This window comes from Paenibacillus sp. SYP-B3998, assembly GCF_010820665.1.
Lineage (GTDB): Bacteria > Bacillota > Bacilli > Paenibacillales > NBRC-103111 > Paenibacillus_E.
On record NZ_JAAIKC010000009.1, the window covers coordinates 60,548 to 78,593 of the forward strand.

At 45.3% G+C, this 18,046-nt stretch carries 17 protein-coding genes and 1 pseudogene; 12 read left to right on the forward strand and 6 right to left on the reverse strand.

Annotated features, from left to right (window positions below; genetic code table 11):
- Window positions 1–41: 41 nt before the first annotated feature.
- From GK047_RS20435 to GK047_RS20455, 5 genes and pseudogenes are all read left to right on the forward strand, one after another.
- A complete protein-coding gene (locus GK047_RS20435; protein ID WP_163951073.1) occupies window positions 42–1,052 on the forward strand; it encodes an LLM class flavin-dependent oxidoreductase in 1,011 nt (336 codons plus the stop codon).
- Window positions 1,053–1,088: 36 nt separating this feature from the next.
- Complete coding sequence (locus tag GK047_RS20440; protein WP_163951076.1) at window positions 1,089–2,276, forward strand: M20 peptidase aminoacylase family protein; 1,188 nt, start codon at window positions 1,089–1,091, stop codon at window positions 2,274–2,276.
- 3 nt (window positions 2,277–2,279) lie between these two features.
- Window positions 2,280–2,957: a GNAT family N-acetyltransferase gene (locus GK047_RS20445; protein WP_481856027.1), complete on the forward strand. Its 678-nt coding sequence runs from the start codon at window positions 2,280–2,282 to the stop codon at window positions 2,955–2,957.
- Between the two features lie 134 nt (window positions 2,958–3,091).
- Complete coding sequence (locus GK047_RS20450) at window positions 3,092–4,420, forward strand: LLM class flavin-dependent oxidoreductase (RefSeq protein WP_163951079.1); 1,329 nt, start codon at window positions 3,092–3,094, stop codon at window positions 4,418–4,420.
- A gap of 12 nt (window positions 4,421–4,432) precedes the next feature.
- Window positions 4,433–5,649: pseudogene (locus tag GK047_RS20455) on the forward strand (M20 metallopeptidase family protein).
- Window positions 5,650–5,819: 170 nt separating this feature from the next.
- On the opposite strand, the gene GK047_RS20460 reads toward GK047_RS20455, so the two are convergent.
- Window positions 5,820–6,260: a hypothetical protein gene (locus GK047_RS20460; RefSeq protein ID WP_163951081.1), complete on the reverse strand. Its 441-nt coding sequence runs from the start codon at window positions 6,258–6,260 to the stop codon at window positions 5,820–5,822.
- 318 nt (window positions 6,261–6,578) lie between these two features.
- Between GK047_RS20460 and GK047_RS20465 the strand changes: the two genes are divergently transcribed.
- Complete coding sequence (locus GK047_RS20465; protein WP_163951084.1) at window positions 6,579–7,364, forward strand: stalk domain-containing protein; 786 nt, start codon at window positions 6,579–6,581, stop codon at window positions 7,362–7,364.
- An 82-nt stretch (window positions 7,365–7,446) separates the two neighbouring features.
- The gene (locus GK047_RS20470) at window positions 7,447–9,357 is read left to right on the forward strand and encodes a beta-N-acetylhexosaminidase (RefSeq protein WP_163951086.1); all 1,911 of its coding nucleotides are present in this window, start codon (window positions 7,447–7,449) and stop codon (window positions 9,355–9,357) included.
- A 96-nt stretch (window positions 9,358–9,453) separates the two neighbouring features.
- On the opposite strand, the gene GK047_RS20475 is transcribed toward GK047_RS20470, so the two are convergent.
- Window positions 9,454–10,164, reverse strand: a complete 711-nt coding sequence (locus tag GK047_RS20475; RefSeq protein ID WP_163951088.1) for an SDR family oxidoreductase — start codon at window positions 10,162–10,164, stop codon at window positions 9,454–9,456.
- Between the two features lie 17 nt (window positions 10,165–10,181).
- The gene (locus tag GK047_RS20480; RefSeq protein ID WP_163951090.1) at window positions 10,182–11,048 is read right to left on the reverse strand and encodes a VOC family protein; all 867 of its coding nucleotides are present in this window, start codon (window positions 11,046–11,048) and stop codon (window positions 10,182–10,184) included.
- Window positions 11,049–11,195: 147 nt separating this feature from the next.
- Here GK047_RS20480 and GK047_RS20485 point away from each other — a divergent pair, with 147 nt between their 5' ends.
- The 4 genes from GK047_RS20485 to GK047_RS20500 all read left to right on the forward strand — a co-directional run bounded on the left by GK047_RS20485 (window position 11,196) and on the right by GK047_RS20500 (window position 13,995).
- Window positions 11,196–11,972, forward strand: a complete 777-nt coding sequence (locus GK047_RS20485; RefSeq protein WP_163951093.1) for a GTP cyclohydrolase II — start codon at window positions 11,196–11,198, stop codon at window positions 11,970–11,972.
- A gap of 51 nt (window positions 11,973–12,023) precedes the next feature.
- On the forward strand, window positions 12,024–12,299 hold the full coding sequence (locus tag GK047_RS20490; protein WP_163951095.1) for a hypothetical protein: 276 nt from the start codon (window positions 12,024–12,026) through the stop codon (window positions 12,297–12,299).
- A complete protein-coding gene (locus tag GK047_RS20495) occupies window positions 12,262–12,825 on the forward strand; it encodes a 5' nucleotidase, NT5C type (RefSeq protein WP_163951097.1) in 564 nt (187 codons plus the stop codon). Before GK047_RS20490 ends, GK047_RS20495 begins: the two co-directional genes overlap by 38 nt.
- A gap of 246 nt (window positions 12,826–13,071) precedes the next feature.
- Entirely contained in the window at window positions 13,072–13,995 is a 924-nt protein-coding gene (locus GK047_RS20500) for an NAD(P)/FAD-dependent oxidoreductase (RefSeq protein WP_163951100.1), read from the forward strand.
- Between the two features lie 86 nt (window positions 13,996–14,081).
- Here the strand turns inward: GK047_RS20500 and GK047_RS20505 are convergent, their stop codons facing one another.
- Genes GK047_RS20505 through GK047_RS20515 form a run of 3 tightly spaced genes read right to left on the reverse strand, consistent with a single transcriptional unit; the run spans window position 14,082 to window position 16,317 of the window.
- Entirely contained in the window at window positions 14,082–14,741 is a 660-nt protein-coding gene (locus tag GK047_RS20505; protein ID WP_163951102.1) for a hypothetical protein, read from the reverse strand.
- Window positions 14,742–14,768: 27 nt separating this feature from the next.
- Entirely contained in the window at window positions 14,769–16,118 is a 1,350-nt protein-coding gene (locus GK047_RS20510; protein WP_163951106.1) for an arsenic transporter, read from the reverse strand.
- Window positions 16,119–16,125: 7 nt separating this feature from the next.
- Window positions 16,126–16,317, reverse strand: a complete 192-nt coding sequence (locus GK047_RS20515) for a hypothetical protein (RefSeq protein ID WP_163951109.1) — start codon at window positions 16,315–16,317, stop codon at window positions 16,126–16,128.
- A 384-nt stretch (window positions 16,318–16,701) separates the two neighbouring features.
- On the opposite strand from GK047_RS20515, the gene GK047_RS20520 reads away from it, so the two are divergent.
- Window positions 16,702–18,039, forward strand: a complete 1,338-nt coding sequence (locus GK047_RS20520) for an MFS transporter (RefSeq protein WP_163951112.1) — start codon at window positions 16,702–16,704, stop codon at window positions 18,037–18,039.
- Window positions 18,040–18,046 lie beyond the last annotated feature (7 nt).

Genomic DNA, 18,046 nt, shown 5'->3' on the forward strand with positions numbered 1-18,046 from the left:
TGCAACATATAACTAGAAAATAGGATGGGGTGCCCGAGCAAATGGGAATCAAACTTAGTATTTTGGATCAAAGTGTCATTTTTCCGGGTGAAAATTCAACCGATGCGTTTCGTCACACGATTGAGCTCGCGCAAAAAGCAGAAGAATTGGATTATCATCGTTTCTGGGTGTCTGAGCACCATGATTCGGAACAAGTGGCGGGTTCTTCGCCAGAAGTGCTGATTTCTCATTTGTTAGCTAAAACGGAGCGCATTCGTATCGGCTCTGGCGGCATCATGCTACAGCACTATAGTCCATACAAGGTGGCCGAGAATTTCAATGTACTGGCTTCTCTCGCTCCGGGCAGGGTCGATCTTGGTATTGGAAGAGCACCCGGTGGCCTTCCTCGTTCAACGAAAGCACTCCAGCAGGGACTTACGGAAGCTCCCTCCTTATCCGATAAGCTGAATGAGCTTCAGCAATTCATTCATAATCGTTTGGATGACGAACACCCGCTTAAAGGCCTACGTGTCTCGCCGATCCCTAGTCAGCCAGCGGATATTTATATACTTGGAACAAGTGTAGCTAGCGCCGAATTGGCTGCAGAATCGGGGCTGCCGTATGTATTTGCCCTATTTATTAACGGCGATCACGCCGTCGCTCAGGCAGCTTTCGAAGCATATCGCGCAGGATTCAATGTTGACAAAGGAACACAGCCGAAGTTAATACTTGCGCTCTCTTTGATCGTAGCGGATAGCGATGAAGAAGCAAAAGAACTGGCGGGCGAATACAAGAATGTGAAGATTCATTTGGAAAATGGAAAAACATTAACCGTTGGAACCATCGAGCAAGCAGAAGAATACGGGCGCCAAACGCAGGCTAAGTTCACAGTTGAAGTGAAGGAAGCGGAGATTACAAAAGGTACGAAAGAGACCGTACGTCAACAACTTTTAGATATACAGGGGAAATACGCTGTCGATGAATTCATCGTAGCCACATCCGTCAAAGATTTCGCGAAGCGCATTCGGTCATTTGAGCTCCTCAAGGAAGCTTTTTCTGAATTGCTCGTATAAGGGAAATAAAGCAAAAGTCTTAGGGGGGATGAATCCATGAGCAATGAAGTATTGGCACCATTATTGACTGATTTTGATCACAAGCTGGTTGCGATCCGTCGCCATTTACACCAACATCCGGAGTTATCCCACGAAGAAATTCAAACTACAGCATCCATTCGTGCATGGCTACAGGAAGCTGACATTCGAATTGCTGATTTTCCGCTGAAGACGGGAATCATTGCTGAGGTAGGCGGAAAGAACGAAGGGCCGATTATCGCTCTGCGTGCCGACATCGACGCACTGCCGATTCAAGAGGAGACGGGGTTACCCTATGCTTCCCTCTCCCCTGGGAAAATGCATGCATGTGGTCATGATTTCCATACAGCAGCGATACTTGGAGCTGCCTTCTTGCTAAAGCAGCAGGAGAACGTGCTGAAAGGCACGATTCGCTTTATTTTTCAGCCAGCAGAGGAGAAAGCGCAGGGGGCCGAGCAGGTGATAAGAAGCGGAGCGCTTGAAGGCGTGCGTGCTATTTTTGGTATGCATAATAAACCAGATCTTCCTGTCGGGACGATTGGGATTAAGTCTGGCCCGTTAATGGCTGCAGCGGATGGGTTTGTCATAGAAATTGAGGGGCTTGGTACACATGCTGCTGTTCCCGAAGCGGGAATTGATCCTATTGTCACAGGGGCGCACATTATTACGGCGCTGCAGTCCATTGTTAGCCGAAATATAAGTTCACTGCAAAGCGCAGTGATTAGTGTCACACGCATTCACAGTGGAACCGCTTGGAATGTCATTCCGGATAAAGCGATTTTGGACGGTACTCTGCGGACCTTTGAAGAGGGCGTTAGATCGCAGGTCATCGCTCGATTCGGGCAAGTTGTGGATGGAGTTGCTGCTGCATTCGGGACGAAAGCAACTGTGCGTTGGATCAAGGGGCCGCCATCCGTTTCGAACGATGGAGAATTAGCGGAGGTGGCTACACAGGCAGCGAATCAAGCAGGTTTGACTGTGATCACGCCAAAGCCTTCGCCAGCGGGAGAAGATTTTGCTTTTTATCAAAAGAGTGTGCCTGGCGTATTCGTGTTTATGGGCACAGATGGGCCGCAAGAATGGCACCATCCAGCCTTCGATTCAGATGAGCGCGCTCTTCCGATTAGTGCGAAGTATTTTGCTGGTTTAGCTGAGCATGCCTTGCAGCAGCTTGGAGCCAACATCACAAAGAAGGCTGCGGAATGAGTCATGAAGTTGTTGGGCTTGTTGTACCGCTTCTTCAGGAACGCGGAATTTATCGTACGGATTTATGAATCCGATACGCTGCGCGGTCATTTACAATTTGAAAACCGGGTAAACCGATATGTAAAAGAAAAAAGAGGTGTAATACCAATGAGTGTCAGCGAAATTCGGATTCGTGAAGCAAACGAAAGAGATCGGGAAGCGATTCAAACGCTGCTCCTTGAGGCCTACGGACAGTATGAAGCTGTGTTTCCGGCTGGCGGCTGGGACGCCTATAAAGCATCGATTCTTGCCTCTGTGGATGGGGAAGGTCCTAAAGCACGTATTATCGTTGAATTCGAGGGTGAGATCGTAGGCAGCTCGCTGTTATTCCTATCATCAGAAGTCGCCTATGGACTTCCAGAGCTTGAGATTCACTCGCCGATTATTCGGCTAATCGCCGTTTCTCCAAAAGTTAGAGGAAGAGGAATCGCTACGGAGCTTATTAAAGAAAGCGCGAGGCGGGCGCTTGAATTGGGTGCGGCTACGCTCCATTTGCATACCTCCGACATGATGGCTTCTGCCGTTAAGCTTTATGAATACTTAGGCTTTGAACGTGCCTTTGATAAGGATATACAGAAGGGTGAGACGCTTGTAAAGAGCTACCGCCTTAATTTAAAAGAAACCGCTATTCTTTCGAGTTAGAGCTACACAGCACAAGCAACAAAAGCAGGCTTGGAAAGCGGTCGGGATCGATTTCCAAAAAAATATCTAACAAAAATAGGAAGTAGCTGCTTGCGCTGCAGGCTTTCTGTGAAGAATTCTAAGGAGGAACAAACATGCCAAAACAAAAACAATTGAAATTGGGAGCAATCATTCATGGTGTTGGTGGTAATGTGTCTGGTTGGAGGCACCCCGATGCGATTACGGACGCTAGCGTGAACTTTGGCTTTTATAAACAGCAGGCGCAGAAAGCGGAATCGGGTAAATTTGACCTGGTGTTCATTGCAGATGGTCTCTATATTACAGAGAAATCGATCCCTCACTTTTTGAATCGTTTCGAACCCATTACGATCTTGTCTGCGCTGGGAGCCGTGACTTCCAATATTGGATTAGTTGGCACACTATCTACTTCTTATAGCGAACCGTTCACGGTATCCAGACAGTTTGCCTCGATCGATCTGATCAGCGATGGGCGCGCAGGGTGGAACATTGTGACTTCGCCATTAGAAGGTTCAGCCAAAAATTATAGCAAAGACCAGCATCCGTCACACCCCGAACGTTACCGCATTGCGGACGAATACCTCCAAGTAGCGCGGGGGCTATGGGATTCTTGGGAAGATGATGCGTTTACGCGCGATAAAGAGAGCGGTGTGTTCTTTGATCCAAGTAAATTGCACACGTTGAATCACAAAGGAGAATTTTTCTCCGTGCAAGGCCCGTTGAATATCGCTCGATCCAAGCAAGGACAGCCGGTCATTTTCCAAGCGGGAGCCTCAGAGGATGGTCGCGCATTCGCAGCGAAGGTGGCTGATGCCATATTTGCAGGACATGAAACGCTTGAAGAAGCCCAAGCTTATTATAAGGATATTAAAAGCAGAGCTGCTGCATACGGTCGCTCCCCAGATGAGGTCGTCATTTTGCCAGGTATTAGCCCGATTATTGGGCGAACAGAAGAAGAAGCAGAGCGTAAATATCAAGAGGTCGCTAGTTTGGTTACAATTGATAAGGCGCTTGATTTCTTAGGCCGTTTCTTTGAACATTTTGATTTCTCGCAATTTCCGCTGGATGAACCGTTTCCGGATTTAGGCGATATCGGCAGCAACAGCTTCCGCAGTGGCACGGATAAAATTAAACAAAATGCCAAAGAGAAAAACCAGACCCTGCGTCAAGTTGCATTAAGCGTGGCAACGCCGCGTTCTGAATTCACAGGCACGCCTGAACATGTCGCGGATCGCATTCAGATTTGGTTCGAGGAAGGCGGCGCTGACGGCTTCATTATCGCTGCTGCCATTCCAAAGGGACTGGATGACTTCGTTGATCTGGTCGTGCCGATTTTACAAGAACGCGGTATCTACCGCACCGAGTACGAAGCGGACACACTCAGAGGCAACTTAGGGCTGCCGATTCCTGTAAATCGCTATACGAAGGTGGAAGCCAACAGTTGAGGTGAGAGGTGCATGGATACGGCATCGATTAATGCCTATATCGACACGTTAGAAGATGAACTAGTGAAGATTCGTAGAGACTTTCATAGGCATCCTGAGATCCTATTCGACGTGATCCGAACCTCGGGGAAAGTTGCTGATCTATTAAAACGGTGGGGCTTGGACGTTCAACGCCATGTAGGCAAGCATTTTGGGATGGGCGTTGTCGGAACGCTTCGCGGTCTGAAGGCTGGGAAGACGATTGTATTGCGTGCGGATATGGACGCTCTACCCATACAGGAGGAGACGAACGCTTCTTATAAGTCGTTAAAAGAAGGCGCCATGCATGCGTGTGGTCATGATGCCCACACCACGATGCTCCTTGGTGCAGCCAAGGCGCTTAGTATGTTTAAGGATGAGCTTGAAGGCACGGTCAAGTTCGTCTTTCAGCCTGCGGAGGAAGGCGCCAAAGCGAGTCCGCTCGACGGACGATTGCTTAGCGGCGGCGCTGATCTGGTGGAAGCAGGCATTTTGGATGGGGTGGATCTATGCTTTGCTCTTCACGTGTGGCCTGAGCTGCCAATAGGCACAATAGGCGTACATCCCAAATATGCGATGGCGGCATCGACGCATTTTAAGGTGGCTTTTCAGGGCGTATCGGGGCATCATAGCACGCCTCATTTGGCTGTGGATGCACTCTTAATGGCAGCGCAGTTCGCAACAGAGATGAAGGTCGCGATGTCGACTGAAATCGACCCGCTTGAACCTGCCGTACTCTCCTTCGGTACCCTGCAGGCAGGAACGGTCACGAATGCAATTGCGGAGCAGAGTGAAATAACGGGCTCCTATCGGACGTTCGATCATGCTGTTGTGGATAAAATCAGACAGATGATAGAAAAACGAGCGTGCGCCATCGCGGATTGCTATGGAGGGTCTTGCTCATTCAGCTTTCGGATGGGTACGGCGCTTAAGAATGATAGGACGGCTGTCCAACTCGTACTCCAAGCAGGTAAGGAAGTATTAGGCGAGGAGCAGACGTTGCTGCTAGAAACGCCAAGCTTAGGGGCGAAGATTTTGCCTTATACGTCAAACAAACGCCTGGCGCATTCGCCTTTATCGGCGTGGGCAATTCCGACAGAGGTCTTGTTCACTCGCTTCATCATCCCCAATTCGATGTGGATGAAAGGGTTCTGCTTTACGGAGCGAAGATCCATGTGCAGCTGGTGAAAGAGGCTTTGGGAGAGCATTGACAAAGTAATGTTTTGAAAAATAAGAAATTAGGGGGGACAAGAAGTCTCCCTAAAAGCGAAACGAGCCATAGAAGAGATTCTAAGGCTCGTTTTTGTATGTTATTTTAATTGTTTTAAAAACGGACTTTTTCAGTGTAAACAGGTCTGCTTTTATATAAAAGATAAAAGAACTAGTAAAAAACTTCTAAGGTGTACAGCCTCTTTTGAGTTATATGAAGGACAGCGATTATATAGCTGCCATCAGCCTTGCTTTTCGTAAAATACAGGGAGTCCTTGGTAAACTCAATAGGGTTTTCCGAAAACAACTTTTTGTACTTACTGCTATCTTCAACATGAAGCTCTTGTATTAACTGCTTGTATGCTGAGATAGAAGTTGATAAGTAGTCATAATTGGTGTCAACTTTATTCCAAATCGTTAACTCTGTAAGTGCTTGAAGTCCTTTTTCACTGTATTCTGATATTAAATAGAGATCTGGATCCCGACCTCCATTATTAAAAATGGTAAGATTTATTTCAGCTATTGGTGCTTCAAATTCCCAATTTTGACGCCAGGCCTTAAGCTGACTATTTTGGACAATGTTTTGGAAACCCCAATAACCAGTATAGATCAAGATAATAGTAAGTGTAGTTAATGAGATAATCAGTAACTTTTTCTTATGGATGATTATCTACTCCTTAAATCCTCCGCTTTAACCATTGAACAGGAGGGGGCCTGCCAATACAATGCGACGATTTTACTTATATGCATAGCATATTTTACCATATAATATTGATGAATGTGAAAATATATTGATTGTAAATGTCTCTCATTTGGTATAGTTAAAGATATTCAACTTGAGAAGGTTGGGGTTGTTTTGTTGGAGTTAGATTGACAAATATATCATTTATCTATTTATGTTATTATTGGAAGAAAAGAGGAGTTGGTAAACTTGCGAAAGATCGTTCTTGCGCTTTCAATTGGCATGCTGATCGGTACAACGGCAACGGCAACGGCAACGGCAACGGCAACGGTAGCAGCATCATCTACAGAATCTGTACAAGCAACCATTGCGAAGTTCGTATTCAAGGTGAAGGGGGAAGAGAAGGTTCTTACAAATGATCCTTTGGTCGTGGAAGGTACCTCCTACTTACCTGTGCGGGAAGTGGCTACGCTATTTGGTTATCAACTGCAGTATGACGAAACAACAAGAACAATTAATTTTGACGACAAACGTAATGACACGAAGCAGCGTTATGAAGTATTAACCCAAGTCCCAGATTTATCCGAGTGGGTTGAAGTTCAATCTCTTATTACTTTTTATAAGGAAAACGATATGAAAGCTTCATTAGCTAGTGACAGCTTCTCCACAAGCCTAACGTTAGGTAGTTATGGCGTAGGGTTTCCTTTTTCATTTGAAGAGCAATACAAAGACGGAGATGTGCCTAAACACTATGCCAAATCAAACGGGAAAATTTCTGTTTTAGTTTATAAAAATAATATTTATGTTAATAAATCTAAAATAAAAAACCTGGAATTCCCCATCGAGGACGAATGGATGCCGCTAACGGATCTAAAAGGGGCTTTAACCAAGCTTGATACCTCCCCATTAAAGGATGTAATCAAATTAGAGCCTGTTTTTTTGTATACAGATAAAGGGATTATTCGGGCAGTGAATTCTAAAAAAGGAATTTTACTAAATAAACTAGACGCAAAAGCTAGAGGCATAATTGATTAAACGTATAACTAGAAAATAAGGCCCAGATGGTGTAAGCTTCAGGGTAGTGAAAAGATTCTCTACTCTAGGAGGAAGTACATAAATGAAGTTGCGGTTTCATGGGAATTTAAACGTTTTAATGCCCGGTATTCGGGCATTGTTGCAAGAGCTTCAGATCACTGAAGATGAGGATGGTCTACCCGTCTTCGTCGAAGAGTCGACAGGCGAATTGGAAGTAGGACTGGAACAAGGAAAAGCCTACATTCGTTATGGACAAAGGCATCAATTTTTCCGCGGACTTGGCCTGCTTGTGCAGCATGGATGCAGCGGAGAAGCGTTCCAAATTCGGGAAAAACAGCAGTTTGATACCATCGGACCTATGTTTGATTTGTCCCGCAACGCGGTATTGACACTTGGTGGATTCAAGTTATTACTGAATAAGATGGCTTTGATGGGTCTGAATACCGTCATGCTATATTTGGAAGATACATATGAGATCAGTGGGGAACCTTATTTCGGATATATGCGCGGTCGGTATTCGCAAGCGGAACTGAAAGAGATTGACGACTATGCGGATCAATTCGGCATTGAGGCTTTTCCAAGTATTCAGACCCTTGCGCATTTAGAGGAGTTTCTAAAATGGGAGCCTGTCAAGCATTATAAGGATACAAAAGGGGCACTATTGGTTGGGGGAGAGAAGACCGATCAGTTGGTTGAGAAAATGATCGAGGCCGCCAGTGCTCCTTTTCGCAGTCGCAAAATCCATATTGGCATGGATGAAGCAGAAGAGCTTGGCCGCGGGAAATATTTGGATCAAAATGGATATGTGAGCCGCTTTGAAATTATGACAACGCATCTGGAGAAAGTGCTGGACATCGCTAGGGGGCGCGGCTTGAAGCCGATGATGTGGAGCGATATGTTTTTAAAGCTTGCTTCTACGGGCGGGGACGAGTATTACGATGAACATACTCAAATTCCGGAGGAGATGGCGCGCCGCATCCCTAAAGATGTGGATATGGTGTACTGGGATTACGTCCATACGGAGCGGGAAGAGTATGAAAATCTAATTGCCAAGCATCGGCCGCTTGGCTGTAATTTGGTTTTTGCCGGAGCGGTGTGGGTATTTAACACGTTTGGAGTGAACTACGGTTTGTCGTTGAACGCTTCGGATATTGCGCTTCAAGTGTGCAAGAAGGAAGGCATTCGCGAGGTGTACGCAACAATGTGGGGCGACGACGGCATGGAAAGTAACCCGTTTATCGCGCTGCTAGGCTTACAGCTTTATGCAGAGCATGCATACTCCGAAGAAAAGCCGACTTGGGATCGACTAGCAGAGCGGGTTAAGTTCTGCACAGGCATTGAGGCTGACGCTTTTCTACAGCTCAAATATTTGGACGAGACGCCTGGTGCTGAGCCTGACAACCGGAAACAAAGCAATCCTTCGAAGTTTCTATTGTATCAGGATGTGCTGCTCGGTTTGTTCGATAAGCAAATTGAAGGCTTGGAGATGTCGGCTCATTATGCGCAGGTGGAGCAAGGAATCCGCAGCCGCCGCGTAAAAGACGCCAAGCTCGATTATTTGTTTGATGTGCCTGAGAAGCTATGCGGCGTGTTGAAGCTGAAAAGCGAGATCGGCATCGCATTGAAGAGGGCTTACGATGTCAAGGATTTGGCGACGCTCAGACGCATTGCGACAGATGAGCTTCCTGTGATCGCCGAGGCGGTGAAAGAGCTGCGCGCGGTTCATCGCACCCAGTGGCTGAGTATGTACAAGCCATTTGGCTGGGAAGTGATCGACATTCGTTACGGCGGTGTCGTCAACCGATTGGATACGGCTTCGCTACGACTTCTCGATTATGTGGAGGGCCGGATTGATCAGATCGAAGAGCTGGAGCAGGAACGTTTGTTGTATAGTACTGTCAACCGATTTAACAACAAGGGAGCAGGCTGGTGCAGCTATTATTACCGAATGGCGTCGCCAAATGTCTTTTTCCATGTGTTGAACCCTTTTTAAGGGGCTGGCCAGTTATATGCAGTTCGGCCGATGAAATCGTCTCTATAAATAAAAAAATCCCTGGGATCCAGGGATTTTTTTATTTATAGAGACGAATCACCAAGGCAAAGCTTCATCGTTATGGAAATAGCCGCCTGTCGGCCCATCGTCCGGGAGCGTGGCTAAGCGAACGGCTGTCTTGGCTCCATCTTCAATGTCCATAGGGGCGTTTTCGCCGCCAAGATCCGTTTTGACCCACCCTGGGTGGGTCGCATTGACTTTCACATTCGTTTCTTTCAACTGAACAGACAACAGGGCTGTCAGCATGTTAAGGGCGGCTTTGGAACTTGAATAGGCTGGTCGGGACGAGTCCCCTAACTGTGAGTCGGCAAGAATTGTGGTCACCGATCCCATGATGCTTGATTGATTAACGATGCGGCCAGCAGGGCTAGCCTTCAGCAGAGGCAGAAGGGCCTCGGTAAGCGTGTGGGCTCCGAAAACATTCACTTCAAAGGTCTGACGCATAACGTCCAAGCTGGAGCCTAAATGGTCTAGAAATATGCCGGCATTATTAATGAGAATATCTAACTGTCCATATTCTTTTTCTATTACTTTTGTTATCGCAGCAATATGTTCACTGTTTGTAACGTCCAACTCTAGGCCGTGGCAATTGATCTGTTCCTCTCGGAGTATCGCGGCTGCTTTCTCAGCTTTGGCTAAGGTGCGCGCTGCTAGAAGCACGGTAACGCCACCATGCCCAAGTTGTCGAGCGATTTCTAGTCCTAATCCTCTATTGGCTCCGGTAATTAAAGCGATTTTCTTGTTCATCTTCAACATCCTCTCCATTACTTGGCGACGGTCATACGTAAACGAATATTGGAGGGATCGGTTACGAATAAGCCGCCATCGCCTTCGCTGACTGTAAATCCTGCACGCTGCAAGCGTTCGGCGGCATGCAGCCGTTCGTCTGCAGTTGGGAATACGATGGTGAAATAGTCGAGTCCCGCAGCGTTTGCTGATGCCGCAGGGGCGTCTTGACCAGCCCATATATTCATCCCGATATGATGGTGATAGCCTCCAGCTGAAATGAACATCGCGCTCATCGTAGCTGAGGCATCGGAAACGACTTCAAAGCCTAGAATATCACAGTAAAATTGTTTGGACTTCTGTAAATCTTTCACATGAAAATGAATGTGGCCCATTGTTGTGCCGATCGGTAAACCAGACCAATCGAACCCTTCCGCTTCTTGGAGCAATCCCTCCCAATCGATAGGGTCCGACGCCATGATATAGTTGCCCTCCGTATCGCGGCGCCATGTTGCCCTTGGGCGATCACAGTAAATCTCGATTCCGTTATTATCAGGATCTGCGATATATAAGGCTTCGCTGACCAAGTGGTCGGCCTGTCCGATGTGTATGCCTGATTGTATCAGATTGCGTAAGGAAGCGCCTAGGTCTCTGCGAGTCGGCAGCAATATGGCAAAGTGATAAAGGCCTGCAACTGATCTTCGAGGGTTAATCTGGGCATCTGAAAGTTCTTCAAGGATGAGAAAGGGATGCTTTCCATCAACGGTTAGCTCTGCTTGGGTAGGGGTAGCTTGTAATATTTTGAGGCCAACGATATCTTTATAAAATTGCATGGATCGTTTGAGATTGGAAACCTTCAGTTTGATGATACCGAGTCGGATGTCGGGATGTAAAGTGGGGGACATGGATTCTCGCTCCTTTTACTTACTATTTGTAACTTAGTTTATATTAGTTATTTAGTTACGTCAAATCTTATATTTATTTTACGATTAATGAGCAATCTATATATAAGGGAAAATGACCACCAACAAGGAACTTAAGGGAGTGCGCAAATGTCAGCAGCGAAGCAGATAGACCCCAGTGTGATGCCTATTTTCAAAGATAAGATAAAGCTGATTCAAACCGGAGAGGGGGCTATCTATCTCGTCGGTCCTATTAAATTGCCTGTTCATCTATTCGAGGATACGGTGCAGTTTCAGTGGTACTGTTGGTTGAATTGCACCGAGATCACGGAGGATTTTGAACGCATCATAGATAAATTATCTTCCGCTAATCTGGCTGAATTTCAACAGTCCAGCGTCTTGGTTCATGGAGATTTCAAGCATGCTGAGGATGCGTTAATCCGCATGCATTCCATTTGCCACACGGGAGATATCTTTGGTTCTAAACGATGTGATTGTGGTTATCAACTGAAAACATCGATGAAAGAGATTGCGGAGCATGGAGCGGGAGCCCTATTTTATTTAGCTAATCACGAAGGAAGAGGCATAGGTTTATTCAGTAAAGCGTTGGCGTACATATTGCAAGAGAATGGTTTCGACACGGTTGATGCCAACTTGAAGCTTGGATTCGTTGACGATTCACGAAACTACAGTGATGCCATTCACGTATTAAAAGAGTTGCGCACAAAGCCAGTCACTCTGATGACTAACAATCCCAAAAAAGTACAAGCGCTGAAGCAAGCAGGATTAAATGTGGCCAATCGTGTAGAATTGTGGGGAGATGTTTCTGAGTATAATGAAAAGTACTTGCAAACTAAAATTGCTCGCTCAGGCCATGAAGGGGCAAACCGATCCGAATCCGTTAGTCGGAGTTGTGATTGTGAATGAAATCGGATCATTGGGATTGGCGTTCATCGGAGAGAAGGGGAACCTCCTACCGTGATTTATGCGATTCGAATAGAGGGAGAGAAGACCCATGGAGGCACGATTTATGTTACACTGGAACCTTGCTCTTATCACAGAAGGACAGGTACCGCCTTCGTTGAAGGGATAGGTGTGGATAAAATGAAAGATGCCATTATCCTTGGGGATGTTAGCATGCGTCCAGTCGGAGTAGATTCCAGATTTGTTGGCTATCCGATATCAAGTAATGGATCGATGAAAGAGGGCATACATAATGAAATTTGGTTTCGATATCGACGATACGCTCATTAATTTAAGAGAACACGCCTTTCATATTTACAACAAGAAACTTAGTCAAAATGTCGGACTAGACATATTCAACGCATTAACTACGCTTGAAATTCATGAAGCCTTTGGTTTATCCAAAGAAGAAGGCGGCAAGATGTGGGCCAGCCATCGTGATGAGATCTACTATACAGCATGTCCCCTGTTTCCGAATGCATTGGAAACGCTGCATGATCTGGTTAATAATGGTCATGAGGTTTTCTATATTACCGCAAGGCCTCCGGGACATTGTGAACGCACGTTAAACTGGCTGATCGAGCATGGATTTCCAGTGGCAAAAGGCCATTTTTATTGCGGTATGGATGATAAAGACAAGGTGCATATCATACAAGAACTCCAATTGGATTATTACTTTGATGATAAGCCTGCGGTTCTGGAAACGTTGTCAGATTTGGCGCTGAACGTCTACGTAAGAGACCGATCGTATAACCAGCATTTGGATATTCCACGGATTACTTCATGGGAAGAGCTTAAAGAAGCGATTAACTTATAAGTAAGTACGTATTTCAAATAACAAAACCGCTCATGAACCTGCACAGGTTGAGCGGTTTTTGTTATTCTTTTTGTTGTTTATGCAGGACCGTCCAAAATGGGCGACCACACTTGGGCCGAAGAGAGGAGACCCCTGCTAGTGTGTTTCAAACGAATCTGAATATTAATGGAAGGTATAGCGCTTCGTTTAAAGAGTCATAATAAAAAAAATGTGAATAGCCGGAGTCTGATCTTGCAGGAGGCTAATATGACGCACAAAAGCATTATCATCGGGGCTGGATTTGCTGGATTCACAGCGGCCGTTTATTTAGCTAGGGCAGGGCTAAAGCCACTAGTAATCAAAGGGCAAAGCCCAAGTTATCACGTAACGACGACAATGGAAATTGAATATTTCCCAGGGTTTCTCCACGGCATTCAGGGACCGGAGCTGCTCGATAATATGTTTAAACAAGCCGAGGAGTTCGGGGCCGTGGTGAAAATCGGTGATGTCACCAGGATTGATGTCGCCAAGCGCCCTTTTAAGGTTTGGCTAGAAGGCTGGGGAGAGCTGCAAACAAACACACTCATTATTGCTTCTGGCACAACTGCAAAGCTGCTCGGCATACCTGGCGAGAAGGATCATTTGGGGCTTGGGGTAAGCACCTGCGCTCCATGCAGCGGATTCTTTTTCCGTAATAAAAAGGTTATCGTTGTTGGTGGAGGGGATTCAGCTATGGAGGAGGCAATCTATTTATCTCATTATGCGTCAGAAATCTCTATTGTTAATCGGAGCGATCAACCGAGGGCTTCCCTAGCACTAATGAATAGAGCCCGAGAGATTACCAAGATCAACTGGTTAATGAATCGGACACCGATTGAGGTCTTGGCCGGCGAGAAGGGAATTAAGGGATTGAAGGTGACCAATACGGTAACAGGCCAAGAAGAAAACCTTGCAGCTGAGGGAGTCTTTGTTGCAGTAGGAAGCAAGCCAAACACGGAATTTCTTGCAAATCAACTGCCCATAGACAAGCATGGTTATTTAAAGGTGAAGCCTGGCACAACGGAAACCGACATTCCTGGCATATTCGCTTGCGGCGATGTTCAGGATCGCCGATATCGGCAAATCTTGAATGCAATCGGTTCCGGCTGTATGGCCGCGATTGACTGTCAGCGATTCCTAACGTCTACCTGATCCTATTGCTTCCTAATCTATGTGCGTAACAATCAAAAAAGAAAGAAGTTATCCACAGATAACCTCTTTCTTTTCTTTATATCAACTTAAACTAGACAAATATTAATGACATGTTGAAGGTGATAGTAATGCTTCGTTTCATTTGCTGTAACTAACTCTAGCATATTGTTTTCAAAGGCAAGCAGCAGCCCGATTTGGTGCGTATTCAATCCTTCATTCATTGAAATCAGGTTGCCTTCTTGCGCATGCAGCTGAGCGCCAAAAGTTGGGGCCCAAGTCGCTTCGCCTCTCTGAGGCGCAAGCTGTACATGATCCAAAGAATAAGGGTTTGCATGATTATCATAGGGACTTATCCATTTCAAGCGAGAGAAAGGAATCAGCATGGTTTTGTTTAGAGAGAAAAAGATGAAATAGTCCGTTTGTATATTTGTTATATAGCCGGATATCGTATGATGCTCCGCTAAATAAATGTCGCAAAATAATCCTTTTGCATGAGCTAAAGTCGATGCGTATGAGATGGAAGCATGATAATTATTTGAAGGTGGTTGGAGACTGGAGGTACCTGATTCTAGCTTCGAATGAAGCGCAAGATGGCGGACGTGAGGAGTGGGAACGTATAGATATTTCGAGTCTTCCCAAATGACAAGGAAATCCGACCCGACATCGACCAAAATTCCCGTATGTCTACTATCTCCTGGTATATCAATCGCAATTTGCTTATCAAGATATGGTTTTAAAAAATCCATGTTCGTTTTCACCTTCTCTCTTACGATTTAGTAAATCCATTTGACCCAATAAGCCAACAAGACCAATGTAAAAACGACGGTTGGGGGAATAGCGATCAAAGTAACTTTTGTGTAATCTTTCCAGCTAATTTTTACCTTGTTCTGTTTGAGAATATGCATCCAAATTAACGAAGCCAAGGTTCCCATAGGTAGAAGCAAGGCGCCCACGTCACTTCCAATTACGCTTGCCAAGTAAGCGATTTTTAATGTTAATGGGTCAAGTCCCATATTCGTTAGCGTCAACGTCCCGACCATTAAAGCAGGGTGATTGTTAAAGAAAGTAGACATGAATGAGAGGAGAGACCCCATTAATAAACTGGCATTGACCAAATCCCCGGAGACAATAGGCTGAAAGACAGCTACTAGCCAGTGTGTCAGTCCAATATTATTTAAACCGTAAATGATTACATACATGCCAAAAGCAAAAACAAGGATATGCCAAGGGGTTTTTTTGAGCATATCGGACGGCGAAACTTTCAAAACGATCCATCGCCATCCAAGTAAAAGAGTGGAGCCAAGAACAGCTACGATTTCTATCGGAATACCGATATAGGAAGCGATAAAAAGGCTGACACGAACCGAGAATACAAAAAGAAGGACATTTCGCATAAATTTATTGCGATTTTTTATCGATGAGTGAGGGGGGAGGTCTGTAGAAAGGGGATGTTTACCCAGGCTCATTTTTATATTTAATTTTTTGGGAAGTCTACGCGGCAATTGTCGGTAGAAACATAGAAATAATAAAAGTAAGAGAAATAGTAATCCGAGCGTAGCGGGAACGAACATCATGAGTGTGTGCATGTAGAGATCCATTCCAACAATTTTCAGTGCGATGAGATTAACGATATTGCTTACGCCGATAGGAGCGCTGGATGCAGTGGCTATTAATGCGCCGGAAAGAAGATAGGGAATTTTTTCGTGATTTTTTAAACCTAGACGTTCTAGTAGAATGAGCAGCGTAGGTGTTGTAATTAAAATACTCCCATCATTGTTGAAAAATAGGGTCATGAGAAAGCATATTAAATTGACATACCAAAAAAGGCGTATGCCGGAACCTTTAGCTCTAGCGGCTAGTCCTTCAGCCGCCCAAGAGAAAAAACCGAAGCTTTCTAAAATTATAGCCATAACGATTGTTGCCAGTATGGTTATTGCGGCACTGCTTATTGTTGCTCCAATCTTTGCTAAATCGAATATGGAAACACTTCCGCTTAAAAGCACCAATGCAGCCCCAATGGTAGCTGGTATGGCCTCATTTAAACCATTTGGACGCCAAAGAACCAAAATCATTGTAAGCAAAAATGCAATAACTGTAAGAGACACCATACCGGACCCTAGCATTCTGCACTCACTCCTCTTTCGTCAAATTCGTAGTGAGTGCTTGTTGAGGTTGAGGTTGAGCGGGAACGCTCACGCTGTTTAAATGAAGCTCTGCAAAAATATCAGTTGTTTTCGAGTCTTCTTCATTCGTGTCAACAGGTGGTTGTAATAACAGGTGCAAAAGAAATCCAGATAAAATGATAATGAATAATACAACCATACTAATCCCTCCCTAGCATTTATCATGAATAGATATTCATACTATAATTATATGAAGTGGTTATTTTATTTGCTCCGATGGATTCGCCTTTTTATGAAGCTATCTAGTAAATAAATACTTGAAAGCCCTCAGACCACATGGGTCGGAGGGCTTTTGTCTTCTTACATAGATTAGAGCATAAGCCAACAAAAAATTGCAGACAATACGAGCATGAATTGTAATTAAATGCCAAACGTAGGCTCTAGCATGAACGTAAACAAAGCTTTGCTATCAGTGGTTGCTGTTTCAGCGTGGCGAATGAACACGAATATTTGCGCGCAATTTTGTATAATAAGGGAATCTAACAATGAACTCATCTCGAGCCAAGACAGGATGGTAATGCGAATGAACGACAAGGTTGTCATGCCGGTCTGGACGATCGGTCTTTTTATCGTTGTAATGAACACGACGATGTTCAATGTTTCGATCCCTAGTATCATCCGAGAGCTAAGCATTTCCGCGGATATGGGATCGTGGGTTATTTCTAGCTATTCCATTGGTTATGCTTTAGCCACTGTTATTTATAGCAGGCTCACAGACGTTGTGTCCCTGCGTAGATTGCTTACTATCGGGCTTCTTGTCCTTGGTCTTTCGTCTGTGTTCGGATTATTTGCTCGGGATTTCAACGCTTTGCTTATAGCGCGCATTCTTCAGTCCGCAGGAGCAGGTGTCATGGCGGGGCTTGGTCTAGTTCTGGCAAGTCGGTATATTCCTATCGAAAGAAGGGGATCCGCCATCGCTATGATTTCTGCGGGAAGTGCGATGGCTTTCGGACTCGGTCCGATTGTGGGTGGACTCATTAGTGAGTATTTTGGCTGGAATGGCTTGTTCGCCATAACTTGTCTTGTCCTCGTCATTCTCCCCGTGTTACTCAACCTGTTACCCAAAGAAAACGCGGTGCCCTTTCGGTTCGATGGCCTTGGCGCGTTCTTGACCATTGTCAACGCGGGGACATTACTTCTAGCCGTGACGCAGAGGTCCTTGGTATGGTTTTGCATTTCTGTGCTATCTATATTAGCGCATGCTTGGCATATGAAGCATAAGAAAGAACCATTTATTAATCCCGATCTCTTGACGAAATCCGCCTATCGCAAGCTTTTGGCGATTGGATTCTGTATCTTGGTCATGAATCTTGGAAATTTATTTCTTATGCCGCTTGCACTGGCGAATTTGTTCCACCAATCCGCTTTGACAATTGGTTTGACAATAGCGCCCGGTGCTATTCTGTCTGCTTTTCTAACGCGTTATGTGGGACGGTGGATTGATCGGTACGGGAACTTGCGTTTTCTGTTTATTGGTCATGGGATTTTGACGGTCGTCATGGCTGCTTTTTATTTCATTCTTGGCGTCTCACCCGCAATCATCCTTTGTGGATATCTATGCTTCTCACCTGCTTTTTCAGCGACAATCGCGTCCTTAAACAACGAGACATCACGCATTCTTCCCAAATCATTCGTAGGCTCAGGGATGGGACTTATGCAGCTGATTCAGTTTTTCGGAGGTTCAATCTCCGTTGCCGCTTGCGGTATTCTTCTTGCGCTGGAGAAGAATGCTTCACTTGTTCATGCTTATCGCGACGTTTACGGAGTTTTATTTTTGGTAAGCTTGTGTTCTCTAGGTGTGTTATTGTGGTACAAGTTAAAGGAAGAACAGGCCCCTGATCTAGAAAAAGGACAAGCTTAATACACTC

What these genes read in the sequence shown, in the direction of transcription:
- GK047_RS20435 (WP_163951073.1), top strand. Translation starts at nt 42, where the DNA reads ATGGGAATCAAACTTAGTATTTTGGATCAAAGTGTCATTTTTCCGGGT.
- GK047_RS20440 (WP_163951076.1), top strand. Translation starts at nt 1,089, where the DNA reads ATGAGCAATGAAGTATTGGCACCATTATTGACTGATTTTGATCACAAG.
- GK047_RS20445 (WP_481856027.1), top strand. Translation starts at nt 2,280, where the DNA reads ATGAAGTTGTTGGGCTTGTTGTACCGCTTCTTCAGGAACGCGGAATTT.
- GK047_RS20450 (WP_163951079.1), top strand. Translation starts at nt 3,092, where the DNA reads ATGCCAAAACAAAAACAATTGAAATTGGGAGCAATCATTCATGGTGTT.
- GK047_RS20470 (WP_163951086.1), top strand. Translation starts at nt 7,447, where the DNA reads ATGAAGTTGCGGTTTCATGGGAATTTAAACGTTTTAATGCCCGGTATT.
- GK047_RS20475 (WP_163951088.1), bottom strand. Translation starts at nt 10,164, where the DNA reads ATGAACAAGAAAATCGCTTTAATTACCGGAGCCAATAGAGGATTAGGA.
- GK047_RS20480 (WP_163951090.1), bottom strand. Translation starts at nt 11,048, where the DNA reads ATGTCCCCCACTTTACATCCCGACATCCGACTCGGTATCATCAAACTG.
- GK047_RS20485 (WP_163951093.1), top strand. Translation starts at nt 11,196, where the DNA reads ATGTCAGCAGCGAAGCAGATAGACCCCAGTGTGATGCCTATTTTCAAA.
- GK047_RS20495 (WP_163951097.1), top strand. Translation starts at nt 12,262, where the DNA reads ATGAAATTTGGTTTCGATATCGACGATACGCTCATTAATTTAAGAGAA.
- GK047_RS20500 (WP_163951100.1), top strand. Translation starts at nt 13,072, where the DNA reads ATGACGCACAAAAGCATTATCATCGGGGCTGGATTTGCTGGATTCACA.
- GK047_RS20505 (WP_163951102.1), bottom strand. Translation starts at nt 14,741, where the DNA reads ATGGATTTTTTAAAACCATATCTTGATAAGCAAATTGCGATTGATATA.
- GK047_RS20510 (WP_163951106.1), bottom strand. Translation starts at nt 16,118, where the DNA reads ATGCTAGGGTCCGGTATGGTGTCTCTTACAGTTATTGCATTTTTGCTT.
- GK047_RS20515 (WP_163951109.1), bottom strand. Translation starts at nt 16,317, where the DNA reads ATGGTTGTATTATTCATTATCATTTTATCTGGATTTCTTTTGCACCTG.
- GK047_RS20520 (WP_163951112.1), top strand. Translation starts at nt 16,702, where the DNA reads ATGAACGACAAGGTTGTCATGCCGGTCTGGACGATCGGTCTTTTTATC.